The organism is Candidatus Nitrosocosmicus sp. T (assembly GCF_054408485.1).
In genome coordinates, this window is sequence record NZ_CP166992.1 from 1277916 (window position 1) to 1291141 (window position 13226).

Here is a 13226-nt window from a genome sequence, read left to right on the forward strand (position 1 = left end):
GATGAGATGTGGCCGACACTTCCAGTTGCTAGTTGGAAGGAAACTTATGAAACGTTACATATGTTGACACAGATCGTCGGCAAGATTCGACTTGCAACAACCCCAATGGAAAATCATTGGTGGAATTCTACTCTATATGTTACCCCAACCGGGTTAACCACATCGGTGATGTACTACAATGATATTCCTTTTAGATCGATTTTGATTTTAACAAACATTTCTTAAGTATTGAGCAAGCCTTTGGATATATTAAGAAAATCCCATTAGAGTCACACTCCATTGCAGATTATTATAGAGATATAATGTCAACTCTTCAATCAATGGGAATATCATTGAGTATCTGGAGTACACCAGTTGAAGTAGAAAATGGAATTCCTTTTGAAAAAGATTATATCCATTCAACATACGACGGCGAAACAGCCAATAAGTTTTGGAGAATACTTACACAGTCCTCTCGATTATTCACAGAATTTCGATCAAGGTTTTTGGGCAAGGTAAGCCCTGTTCATTTTTTTTGGGGAGCTTTTGATTTGGCTGTAACACGTTTTTCAGGACGAACGGCTCCCGCTCACCCTGGCGTTCCTAATTGTCCTCGGCATGTAATGGTAGAAGCATATTCACACGAAGTTAGTAGTTGTGGACTGTGGCCAGGAGGAGGACTGTTTGAAGGACCAATGTACTATTCATACTCATATCCTGAACCTCAAGGATTCAAGGATGCCCACGTAGAGCCTGAAGGCGCTTACTATGAAAAAAACATGGGAGAATTTATTTTGCCATATGAGACTGTTCGCACAAGCAAGTCACCAGATCAAGCGTTGCTTGCCTTTCTTCAGAGTACTTATGAAGCTGCAGCCAGAGAAGCAAAGTGGGAACGTAACATGCTGGAAAGACAATAAGAGTTTCTCTTGCTTATCCGAATTGTAGGGTTTAGAATCCTGATTAATGCTACGTTTATTTGTTCATGTGCATGAAAAAGTTGATCTTAAATATGGCTTATAGCCAGAGACATACCATTCCTGTTATTGATATTAAAGAATTGCCACCTGTAAACACTTCCTAGTTATGAAATATCCAAACACAGACTCATTCTCATTCTAGTAAATTATTTTTCCCATAACTCTTAACAATTGAGGTTACATCGTTTTTAAACCATCTACTACGTATTGAACTGCAATTGCTGCAATCAGAACTGCAAATATCCTAGTAATGATCAGTGAACCACGTCTACCTAGAATACTATATATATTTCCGGTTAGAAAGAACACAACAAAAGTTATTCCCATAACAATTGCAATTGATAATATTGTTACTATCAATCCAGACGTCTGAAAAGATAATATCACAGTAGTAATGGCGCCTGGGCCCGCCAATAAAGGAAATGCTAGTGGAACTACGCCTGATTCGTCGGAAACAGTTCCACCAAATCTCCATCCACCATGGGTTAACAATTCTATTGAGACTACAAAAAGCAATATCCCTCCTGCAATCATAAAGCTAGATATTGTAATCCCAAAGATTGATAAAATTTGCGTCCCTGCAACTGCAAAGATCATTAGTAATACACTTGCTGTAATAACTGTTGTTTTTAATATCCTATCTCGTTCGACTTTTTGCATCTTTTGAGTCATACTTGCAAATAAAGGTATAGTTCCAATCGGGTTGATTACTGCAAAAAGGGATATGGTGGCCCTTAAAAGATCATCTCCAAAAATATTCAAAAATGAAAATAAATTATGTGATGTAATAGAACCTATATCAAATATCATCATCTATATTGGAATTCTATTTGTTATTAAGATTCGCCGGCATAAAAAATCATGATCATGCTTGGTACAACTAAAATAAGATATTACTCCGCTGGAAAATTAAGTTTCCTGAGATTGTGGGATTCTAACACTTAGAAAATAATTACATAGTTCAGAGATTATTAGGCTGTTATTATTAGATCTAACAAAATCTTCACCTAAACCAACCAGGCTATTTTGGCTTGAAGGTCAAGATGGATTGACTGGTGGTCTGGTTATAGGAGTTTCTACAATTAACATTTCCAGTCTGACAATTCAAGATGAAGGATTTGATGATATTCTATTACCATAAGAGGGACAGAAATTATAGATGGGTTCGACAAAGAAGATAACAAGTATATTGTTTAATAGTTTAAAGTTTATTGATAATTCTTTATGAAAATGATGGAGGTATTGGTAATTTATTATACAAATCCTTACAGGTCCAATGACAACTTTGACATAAACTCGATTGACGTTATCAAAGAGGTATGAGGATTAGATGAATATGATCCTGTAAGTTCAAGAAGTTTCTACAGATTACAATGTTGCCAAAAAGAGTCTTGTGATAAGACAAAAATATGTAATTCCATAAACTCTCGCACAAAAGTTTGATAAAGATTATCCTTATTTTTATGTTTCTTATAAGGGTACGAAGATATACAAAAAAGAACAATATCTTTGAATTTGTTAATATTATTTAGAGTCAATCCCATTTAAGTAAACAATATGATAAATATGGCAAATCAAAATGAATATGAAATTAGTTTCTTACATGAATCAAAAAATCAGATATTATGAACCTATTTTTATATACATTACGAAATAAAAAATGGTAAATTATTTTTGATTTAGAAATTATATTGATAAAATTAATGATAACATGTATTCTTTTCAAGTTGCATTCATATGAGCATTCATTGAGGAATCAAAACACTTGTATGCACTTTACTAATTATCTTTCTCGTATTACTAAATAGTGATTCTATCCAAGAATTCAAATGAGATGATGTTAATATAACCAAGTCATAATTTATTTCATTAACTTCATTTACTATTTCATCTACTATGCTGCCTGTCTTAAATTTATATAATACCTTATTTTTACAACCAGCTCGCTCAATATTCTTTATTTTCTCTTTCATTGAATCTATTAAGTCGCCTTGAATATTTTCTACATAATTTTGTTTATCTGCTGCAGAGGAGGTAGAGTTTGGTATTGTTGAAGATGACGATGACGATGACGATGACGGTTGATCATTAGAGATATTTATTGAAGTTTCTTCTAATTGTACTGCATCATTAATTATCTGTAAAATTGTTATCTCTGCACCTGTCAATTTTGATAAATAAATAGCATAATTAATTGCCTTGTTAGATTTATCTTTTCCGTCATGAGTTACAAGGATTTTTCTAAAGGATGGAAGAACAAATTCAGAAATAGACTCTGTCGGATCTGGAAGCACCGTCGGATCTGGAAACATATATGTTATTATTAAAGTGAATTATTTAACAATATCTAAAATTGTTTTTTTATATATTAAAATATATTAAAACAGTCAGCTTCAATTAGAATTTGAAGAAAAGTCAATTGGTAAATAAGGATTCTTTTTCTTATGTTACTATAGATAAAAACACGTTTAGTTGATTCCTGTTCTACTTATTTTTGATAAGTTATACTTCACATTTTAATATGTCTAATTCTATAAAGAATCTAAACCAAGCAAGCAATCTTATTTGTACTCTACCTGCTTTTTAACCAATCATCTATCTTGGACCACAATTGTTCATGTGCTCGAGAACTTATACAAGATCCAATATGACTGGAATCAAAGTCTATAAGGAATTTTTCCAAACTTCCTATTGAATTATTTATTACTTTACTCGACTTAGAATCAACCAGATCATGCCTTTTTGCTATTAAATTTAAGAAAGGTTGTTTATGCTTGTTATGACTACATGTTGTTTATTTCTGGGTATATCTATCTGTGGGGACCCGTGTTGATGCCGGTATACAAAATGCGATTCTAAATCTGATAGGGCAGATTGAATTTAAGGATTATGTCATGTTTCATCGCACTGTCGCAATCTACCAGTCTACCGAACAAATTTTCAAAGTTCACTATTTTTACAATGGACATATCCATATACTTCAAGAGATATATTTTCCTCTTTTGCCATATTAAGAAGGCTTCAAATCCACTATTCCAGGAATATCCCACAGGTCGATTTCATTTACCACTTTAGCGGCTTTCTCTGTTTACCAGCCCTCATTCATACATTTATTATAAAATACAGTCTACATTAGATAGTAGTTGTCGATTTTCTATGGTAATCATAATAAATCAGGGATTTCATATTTGCTCTCCATATCATATGAATAAAATGTTCCTATATTGACATCATTGATCTCATAGTTGGGCGGATGGACGGCAATTGAATTTAGCTTGACTTCATACATACTTCCCATCTTATACATAAAACAAAATTACTTAATTTCAGGAATGCGAAATGGATCGATGAAGCAATCGACTTGGAATTGCAGGTTTATCCATTCCACATTCCTCCATTGGATCGTCCTGAATTGTACACGTGTAGGTACGGTGTACAAAATATATCACTATTACCATTTAATTATAATTTGTGGTGCATTTATCTAAACGCCGCCTATAGTATTACAATAATATCTCCTAAGGGCATCCTAGATAGTGTTGGTCCACTCTATTGCAGAATTACCGATCAAATGTTGCTAATCTAAGTAATAGTATTAAAGTAGTCATTATCTACTCACTTTAACTTCTATCTTAATTTTCCTTATTTGTTTTAATAATATTTTAGAAAGCTCATGACATTTAATTAAACTAACTAACTGTTACTATTACCTTACCCATTTACAGCTCTATTTGAATCGTAGAAAGTTGATGGTGTATCATCCTTTTTACCTCTTTTTAATTTTTTAAAGATATTGGTTAACCACTTAGCTAAATCCATTCTTGTCGATCTAAATTAATAGTATAGTACGCTATTTAAGGAAGATAGCTATTGTTTTGGTGTTAGTAGAGATTAATTGAGATAGTAATACTAGTTGAAATAGTCAAGGGTGATCTTAAAAGGGAGATAACAACTACTATTCAAATACATCATAAGATCTTATTCAGGGTTGAATTATGAATCCGTAGCCTTTTTACTGAATATTGTATGGTAATAAAAACATGAGTATCAAAAATTACTTCTTCTTTTGTCTTATGATTGGGGGATTAATATACCTCTTCCCATTATTCCTTATCTCTAACGGAATATAGGACTGATTATATTTAGCCTATTATATCTCCTATAGAGCTTGAACACTCGCACCAGAGGGGGAAGAGAAGAAGACAATGAGCATTTTTTATATTCTTTGCTTTATTATGTTTCTGCATATGTTTTTATTTATTGTGCCGCTTCGTTTTTTAACATCTGACTTTGTAGTGGTTATGGTATATGTGTTGCTGTTAAGGATTCTGGTGTATTGCACGCTTTCCTAGGTCAATTCAGATAAGCACTAAGAAGAGTTTATCATAATTTAACCCATGATCATATTCATATGTATTCCTCGTTATTGCTTTTGTACTATTAAAGATTATACCAAAAGAATACGTCTTATTTTACCCGCTTACCATCTTTGACTTGGTCTCTTTTTTCTAACCATGACAAGCAATGATAGTCAAGATCAAAAATAAATAAGATTTTCTTCTGTATAATTAAACCTGAATCTTGAGAAACGAAATCCGCCTCAGCCAAATCAAACAGAACAGAAGTGAAGGATGCTAACGAAGGCCGCAACCATATGATAAGCTTCTAGTTTCATGAAAACTGTAGACTAGCAAACTCATTGTTTCACTAGCAGTATGGACAAAAGCATGAGCTTGGAAACCTAAATCCTAATGTTGATGGCGTCAATAGTAGCAGATTGATAACTTTATTAGTTCTCTACTGGGTTTACAATTTCTTTAACTATGATTACTCACGCCCTGAAAATGTCATAGAAATATGTCCCTACAATAAATCTCTCAAATAATTAATAATATACACTTACTTTCGAATAATATCGGATCATAGTATCAACCTTTTAAAATAATAAACTTTGTTATAAGCAATAGAGAAATTTAATATATTTGAATTTGAAACAGGTAACTAAATTAACAGGATTGGAATCTCACCTATCAGGTCACATCATTTTATTATCATAACACTACAACTTGAATATTTTGCTATTTCAAGTGCAGTATACCTAAGATCCATTCCTTGAAGTCTGCTACCATTCCTTTTCCTTTCCCTACTATAATCAAATCAATATCCTTGTTCTTACAATATGTTAATAGTGATTTCTCAGGACGCGTATTTTCATCGATTAACTCTGTTACTACAGATAAGCCTTCTCTTTCAGCTTCCTTCTTTATATCTAACAATCTATGCTCCATTTCTTCTAATCGTTCCTTTATTTGATGATGACTCAATTTATCAGAATTTAACTTTGAATCATAAATATCTGGAATATCAAATACTGTAATTACATGAAATTCCGATTTACAATTCTTTGCGATAGCTATAGCATGGTCTACTATCTTCTTTGATTCATTGATTGTAGAAATTCCTACAAGTATTCTTCTAAAATTCATCTCTAACAATATATACAATCCGTTATAAAAAAAATCTCAGATAAGTCTCCTACATTTAAGTTTGTATATCATGATCGAGCAGTCTTTTATTATAAAATCTTAAACGTTGTATATATTGTGAAGCAGTCCAGGTATTTGAATATGGATATTTCAAACTCCTTATTTGTGGAATTAAGTTAATGGTAGTTCTTTGATTGATTAATATCATTTCAATCTAGCTTAATCCTGTTATAATATGATAGTAAAGATAAAGCGGGCCCGGTGTGCTTCAAGACGATATCAGTCCTTTGAGGTAGATTCTTTTATCTTATATTAATTCTAAATATAGTTGCCCCGGCGTAATATTTTCAACTACTAATACTCGATTTCTTTACATTAAATTTATCTTCAACAAAAACGGGTTCATCAATTCCCCAGCTCCATTTCTTTGTAGGTTTTATTCTTATATATCTAGATTGAGGATGATCCGTACGAGACATGTGACCCCCTTGGATATCAACGGCTAAATCCCGTAAATATACTAAATTTCTGCGTATTAAACCTTGATAACACTTTTTGTAATTTCTCGCAAGGATTTCCGTAAACCTCAAATCTATTTATTTGGGAAATCTCCAAGATCTTTGGAAGTATTGTTTTTGATGCAATTCCATCATTATGGGCAAGAGCAGCTTCAGAATTTGTATACGTCTCATGTACCACACACTTGGTTTCGTCGTCATTAAAATAAAACTGATATTCAAGGGTATGTGGCTCCTTAGCTTCTACAACTTTGCATAATTCCTGTATCAATTTCTTATATTCTTGTAGTTTTTCTTGGCTAACGATATATTCTGCTCTAAAGCGTATATTTTCAGAATCATGCATCTGATTTATTACCCTGTTTATCCTTTAAGGATTTTTGTATCTCATCTTCATTAAATAGAAGATTAAGGTTTAGGAATCACAATCATTTTAACCATGTCAAAAAAACATAATATCCGCCTCTAATTCTAGAGTCAATCCCCGTTGAATGAGACGTTTTACAGCTACCCATGTGGTAGTGGATTTTATATCCTTAGAGTTCAGCGTGTGCTTTACCAATAGATCCCTATACATTTATTTTAGTTGTAATAATTCTTGTTCTAACAATGTCAGACAAACTTACGTTTGCCGTTTTAGTGTCTTTAAATTTTTTGTATTACATACTTTGTTTGTTTACAAGAATTTCCAATGCCTATGTTATTATTATTATTCTCGTCTATCGATGTATTACTAGAGACTAACATAATAGAACCAGCCTTGGCCAACCAAGAGTATCCAACTATTGGTTCCGAAAGCTTAACTGATGAAATGTTTTTTCTTACTCTTTATTTACTGAGTCCTAATAAGGTAGTAAAATTACTACGGGCCTAGTAAATTTAGTAATAGATATATTACGAGTCTAATTTTTCATTTCTCTTTATACTTTAAATAATACTGTTAATAGAATGCAGAAGGAAACAAATATTCCTGAATTTCTCGTTCCTTTTACAGATGCTGAGACCGTGAGCAGGTAAGCAATTAATTTTTTATAGTAATATAGAGTTTAAGAATCAAAATTAATGATCATATAGCAAAATATCTTTGGTTTAGTCTCTTATGATTTGAGCTCATATATATCAAAAGACTGTTCTTTTTTTACTTGTTATAGGCATGAATTTATTACTTTGAATACTAAAACTTTCACAGATGACGGAAGAAATTTCTAGTATACTGGTGTGTATAGACGGTTCAAAAATCTCGATAAAAGCCGCTAGGAAGGCCTTTGACTTGGCAAAAAAATATACATCAGAAATCACTGCAATTTATGTTTCCGTTATACCTGATTCCATTAGCCGTGCTCCACAGTATGCTTGGGATGAATTGTACAAGTATAACATTGAACAGATGAACAATTGGCTAAAGGATATTATCAATGAGGCAAAAGAACATGATATTAATTTCAAAATCAAGATAAAGCAAACAGATACATCTATTGTTGAGGAGATTATTAAAATTGCAGAGATAGAGAACATTGATTTGATTGTTATAGGCAGTACAGGAAAGTCAAGGTTAGAAAGAATAGTAGTAGGTAGTGTCGCACAAGGAGTAGTTTCTAATGCGAAATGCTCTGTTTTACTTGTTAGGTAGGAAAAATTTAATTATGAAAGATTATTGAAATCTGTATTATTTTCTATTTTTGATTTCTCTTGGCCTGAGACAAACATGTCAGTCAATTCTGTTGTAGAATTAAGAGAGTTAGTATTATTCTCTAATGATGAAGTAGTTGAATTTGTATCTGGGAACATCATTGTACCATAAGATGCATTGACAGAAATAAAATAACAAGAGTAGAGAGTAATCAAAATAAAAGTGAAACCTAGAAAATATTTGATATTCATAAAAAAATTATCCATTTATACATCAATCTTCTATAGTTTTTAAAAGTATAAAAATATAAACAAATACCAAACTGGTTTATCTACAATAAAGAATTGAACCGACTATAATTTAGTAGACAAACTAGTAACAGGGATGAATATACTTTAATTTGTCAAATTGATATTATGGATATTACATTGCCAATAAATAAAAATTCTTCTACTTTTGATGATTCAAATATTTAGATAATTTCATTAAAATTCCATATAATTAGCAAAATAATTTTTTCATTGAAGTCATCTAATAAATTTAGACTATAATTTGATTTTGTCAGTTACTATTATTGGCCCTTATCTTGACAAATATTAATCAAATGTATTCGTAATGTGTTCTGTTTTATTGCTCCAACTTTACGAAATGGAATTGTTGTTAATACTAAAATTAGTAATACTATCTGCTAATATACTCATTTTCTTCCTTGTTTCAATAGCTGGTTTAATGTCATTTTGACTTCACCTGTGGCTATAAAGTCAAGAGCTATTTTCCATTTGATATTCTTTAATATTTCTCTCTCTCTATTTCTATTCAACCAATATGAAAATTTATCAAAATAACTAAATTGTTTTTACTCTTTACGCCTTACTGCTATCCGATTCACTGACCTTCTCAGCAGTTATTTCTTCGGTAATTTCTTTTGTTTCAGTTACAGGTTTCTTTTTTACCACTACTTCCTCTTTAACATATGGTATTTTAGTGACTTCAATTTCTTCTCTCTTGACAGGTATCTCTATCTCTTCATTAGATGTAACTGGATTTTGTTCGGTAGATGCTTGTTCCCCTGTAGCTTTCCTTCTTTCAATTGATATTTCTTCATGCGTTACTGGTACCTCTATTGTTTTTGTTTCAGTTATTGGCTCTTTGGTTATGGTGGCAGTGGTTTCCTCAATTCGTTTTGAAACATCTACTCTTTCTCCTATTAGAGGTACTGTAGTTGATTCCTCAGTTTCTATATCATGGGTGGATTGCAATGGATCTTCCATCTTATCTATGGTCGAATCTTCTTCTTGTGAAAGCGTTTCATCTGTGTCTTCTCCTGGATATTTACTGAAGGCTTCATCTTCAGAAACATTAAATCGCAGTACGCTTCCATCGTAACTTTCTGCCTTTTCTTTAGGTATACCGAATGCTACTACATCAATTAATCCTCTTTGAGTTATGACAAATCCATCTGTTACTTCTTGAACCTCACCAAAATCAGCATCATTTAATCCTCTTGCCTCTTTCTTTATAGTGTCATTCCAATCAATATCAGAACTCATAAAACATTCAGTATAACATGCTATAAATAGATAGATGCAAATAGTACTATAAATGGTAATATTATAGACACAAATTTTATATAAAACTTGATATACATGCTTATCATCCTCTTATTCATCAAGATTGTATTAGTCTAAAAGAAGAATTTATTTAATAAAATCAAATTACCAACTAGAGGATGATTAATAAATACGATTTGCCATTATTACTTGTTACACCTTTTTCAATATTTGATATTTTATTATTATTGTGATTTATATGCTCAAACTCTACATAGCTTAGTAAATGATGATCTAGTATGATATAGATTTTTTGTTGAAAAATCAAATCTTATTAGTAATCTTACTCTAAATTAGAATGAGACGTTTAAGAACCTAAAAGTACTATTTACAAATTCTCTTTTATAATTTATGCACATTAGGTTCGTATGATTGAAAATGTCTTATATATTATCATATATTAAATTCCAATGAACAAATTGCCTCCAACCTTACGTTCGTTTAGAGTAAATATAATATGGACAGTATTTCTGACGGTTAGTTTAATATTTTTAACAAATAGCATTCACGGTTTATTTTTATCCTCTATTGTGTCTGGACAGAAGGAATCCGTCACTATCAATAGCACTGATTTAATCAATCAAGGAGAATATCTAAACAACATTGGAAACTATACTGAAGCCTTAGCATATTTTGACAAGGTTTTAGTTATAGAGCCTAATAATACAGAGGCATTACATGGTAAAGGTTTGACCACTGATAATTTTGGTAACCATACAGATGCTGTTGATGTCTATGATAAAATCTTGGCTATTGATCCTAATAATATGGATGCTCTAACTAGTAAAGGTGTAATTTTGTATAATACAGGTAATCATACAGAAGCCATGAAAAATTTCGTAAAGGTGTTAAAATTAAATTTTAGCACGAGTGACCGTTCATTGTTTGATAAGGGTGTGTCTTACTATGGACTAGGAAACTATCAAGATGCAATAGAGTATTTTAAAAAATCACTAGAAGTTGATCCAGATAATACCCTGACATTAAATAATCTGGGTTTTGCTTTGGATATTTCTGGTAACCATACAGAAGCCATAGAATACTTTGATCTTGCTACTTCAATAAATCCTAATAATGCCAACGCCTTTTACGGTAAAGCTTTGGCTGCAGATCATCTGGGTAATCGAACTCAGGCACTTGCACTCATAGATAAGGCTCTTTCTATAAACCATAACAATACCTTCGCATTAACAGGCAAGGCTGACTATTTGTATAAACTCCGAAACTTTACAGGTGCCATATTATATGCTGATAAGGCACTAGATATAGATCCTGTTAATACCAACGCCTTGATTGTAAAAGGATTTGCGCTAGGTGTTTCTGGTAACCATTCAGAAGTCATAGAATACTTTGAACAAGCCCTTAAGAATGATCCAGAAAATATAGATGCATTGTATGGCAAAAGACTCATCCTAAATGAATTGAGTAACCATGCAGAAGTCAAGGAATACCTTGAGAATCAATCTCAATAAATTGTAATCCGTAAGGGTTCACAAAGATAAGATATGAATAAAGCTCCTTTTCTATTCCGTATACTATAACCTATAGTTGTACTTGTTATTTAATTTCTTCATATTGTGAAAATAGATGAAATTCATATAACTTAAGACATCGCTGTTTCATATAAAGCGGGCCCGGTGGGTTTAGTAAGAGATATAATACGAGTCCAAACTTTGAATTTATTATAAATTATAAATCTTCTCTACAATCAAAGAATGTTATGTAGCAGGACAACGATTTTAGATATCTAAAAATATTCCATGTGTGATGGCGATAACCATTCCATTTGAAAACATAAATCGTTAGGAATGGTTTTTACTATAGATAATTTCTTATCTATAATTTTTGGATAATTCCAAGTTAAAAGTAAAACGACTTAAATACTCAAAATTTATGAATTCAATACCTTTTCTATATACAATAACTAGTTTCTTATTGGGTTCGTGTTTTATCTCTAAATCATCAATTTGATTATCTTTTGATATCATCACATCAGGCCTAGAAGCATTTTGACCATATAACGAAAGATATTCTCTACCTGAATTTAGATACAGATTATAGTGAGCACTTTCAAAGGTAAAATAGGTATCTGGTGATTTGTCAATGAATTCTTTGAGTTTTGTTTTCATAATTGCTCAATATGATTACCAAAATATTAAGTATTTTTAATCTAGTAGAATTATCTATCAACCAAGTATGTTGACAAGATAAAAAGTGACAATATAGGGAGTAGAAATTAATATATTCTCACCTTTTATTTATTTTGAATCCTAATAAAGTAGTAAAATTACAAAGATAATCGATTTTCATTAATTATCCAAGTATCAAAATATTGATATCGTTGTTCTCTGTTATAAATATAATGAAATTGTATCTAAAGTTGATGATGGTTTTTCCGGTACTTTTTTTGACAAGTTTTAGTTACGTATTGTTAAGTGATGTTTTTTCTCAAACCCTAAACGATCAAGATACAACTCCCAATTCATGGATAAGTGAACGAGATAACCTAAATGTAACAATGAGTCTCACTCCAAAGGTTCCTACTGTTGATCAACCAACAGAACTTCAATTTGAAATAAGAGAGTTGATTTCAGGAATACCTTATAATAATTTGACCGCAAACGTAACTATAGTGGATTCAGATGGTAGACTCTTTAAATTTGCACAACAACCCGTTTCTGATGGAATCTTTTCTGTGATCTACATATTCCCAGATGATGCTTTAAATACCATTATTGTTCAGATCAAAAGAAATTCAACAGCGTTTGGTGCTGCTGCTTTTGAAGTGGATGTACCACACACAAGCCCAGGCGATTTTTGGTCTCAATTATTCCAACCACGTCCCTTCTGATAGGGAGAGGGCACCTTACATCTATCTATATATCTTCAGTCGGAAATGTTTTAGTTATTAAATTTTGGTATACAAAAAACATTTGTTACTCATATACAGGCCATAATTGTATTATATACTGCATTGTCCTGGTTCAGTCTTGAATTGTCTAATTTTTTTCCATCGTTTGTTT

Annotated in this window: 13 protein-coding genes and 1 pseudogene; 4 read left to right on the forward strand and 10 right to left on the reverse strand. The window is 31.6% G+C overall.

The genetic code is table 11. The annotated features are described in order from the left end of the window. The first annotated feature begins 6 nt into the window (after positions 1–6). Positions 7–899: pseudogene (locus AB0A59_RS06690) on the forward strand (DUF5996 family protein). Between the two features lie 237 nt (positions 900–1136). On the opposite strand, the gene AB0A59_RS06695 reads toward AB0A59_RS06690, so the two are convergent. The 6 genes from AB0A59_RS06695 to AB0A59_RS06720 form a co-directional block, all read right to left on the reverse strand. Beyond that, positions 1137–1772: a MarC family protein gene (locus AB0A59_RS06695; RefSeq protein ID WP_458747301.1), complete on the reverse strand. Its 636-nt coding sequence runs from the start codon at positions 1770–1772 to the stop codon at positions 1137–1139. Between the two features lie 932 nt (positions 1773–2704). Then, entirely contained in the window at positions 2705–3271 is a 567-nt protein-coding gene (locus AB0A59_RS06700; protein WP_458747302.1) for a universal stress protein, read from the reverse strand. 2155 nt (positions 3272–5426) lie between these two features. Beyond that, positions 5427–5609: a hypothetical protein gene (locus AB0A59_RS06705; RefSeq protein ID WP_458747303.1), complete on the reverse strand. Its 183-nt coding sequence runs from the start codon at positions 5607–5609 to the stop codon at positions 5427–5429. Positions 5610–6037: 428 nt separating this feature from the next. Continuing rightward, complete coding sequence (locus tag AB0A59_RS06710; protein ID WP_458747304.1) at positions 6038–6445, reverse strand: universal stress protein; 408 nt, start codon at positions 6443–6445, stop codon at positions 6038–6040. A gap of 347 nt (positions 6446–6792) precedes the next feature. Beyond that, positions 6793–6924 (reverse strand): hypothetical protein, encoded by a 132-nt coding sequence (locus AB0A59_RS06715; protein ID WP_458747305.1) that lies wholly within the window; start codon positions 6922–6924, stop codon positions 6793–6795. 16 nt (positions 6925–6940) lie between these two features. After that, positions 6941–7309 (reverse strand): putative quinol monooxygenase, encoded by a 369-nt coding sequence (locus AB0A59_RS06720; protein ID WP_458747306.1) that lies wholly within the window; start codon positions 7307–7309, stop codon positions 6941–6943. Between the two features lie 843 nt (positions 7310–8152). Here AB0A59_RS06720 and AB0A59_RS06725 point away from each other — a divergent pair. Continuing rightward, the gene (locus AB0A59_RS06725; protein ID WP_458747307.1) at positions 8153–8593 is read left to right on the forward strand and encodes a universal stress protein; all 441 of its coding nucleotides are present in this window, start codon (positions 8153–8155) and stop codon (positions 8591–8593) included. Between the two features lie 11 nt (positions 8594–8604). On the opposite strand, the gene AB0A59_RS06730 is transcribed toward AB0A59_RS06725, so the two are convergent. From AB0A59_RS06730 to AB0A59_RS06740, 3 genes are all read right to left on the reverse strand, one after another. Then, entirely contained in the window at positions 8605–8859 is a 255-nt protein-coding gene (locus tag AB0A59_RS06730) for a hypothetical protein (protein WP_458747308.1), read from the reverse strand. Positions 8860–9290: 431 nt separating this feature from the next. Further along, positions 9291–9413: a hypothetical protein gene (locus AB0A59_RS06735; protein WP_458747309.1), complete on the reverse strand. Its 123-nt coding sequence runs from the start codon at positions 9411–9413 to the stop codon at positions 9291–9293. A gap of 43 nt (positions 9414–9456) precedes the next feature. After that, positions 9457–10143: a YsnF/AvaK domain-containing protein gene (locus AB0A59_RS06740; RefSeq protein WP_458747310.1), complete on the reverse strand. Its 687-nt coding sequence runs from the start codon at positions 10141–10143 to the stop codon at positions 9457–9459. 470 nt (positions 10144–10613) lie between these two features. Between AB0A59_RS06740 and AB0A59_RS06745 the strand changes: the two genes are divergently transcribed. Then, positions 10614–11675: a tetratricopeptide repeat protein gene (locus AB0A59_RS06745; protein WP_458747311.1), complete on the forward strand. Its 1062-nt coding sequence runs from the start codon at positions 10614–10616 to the stop codon at positions 11673–11675. A 360-nt stretch (positions 11676–12035) separates the two neighbouring features. Here the strand turns inward: AB0A59_RS06745 and AB0A59_RS06750 are convergent, their stop codons facing one another. Next, positions 12036–12332, reverse strand: a complete 297-nt coding sequence (locus tag AB0A59_RS06750; RefSeq protein ID WP_458747312.1) for a hypothetical protein — start codon at positions 12330–12332, stop codon at positions 12036–12038. Between the two features lie 233 nt (positions 12333–12565). Here AB0A59_RS06750 and AB0A59_RS06755 point away from each other — a divergent pair, with 233 nt between their 5' ends. Further along, positions 12566–13054, forward strand: a complete 489-nt coding sequence (locus AB0A59_RS06755; RefSeq protein WP_458747313.1) for a hypothetical protein — start codon at positions 12566–12568, stop codon at positions 13052–13054. The last annotated feature ends 172 nt before the right edge of the window (positions 13055–13226 follow it).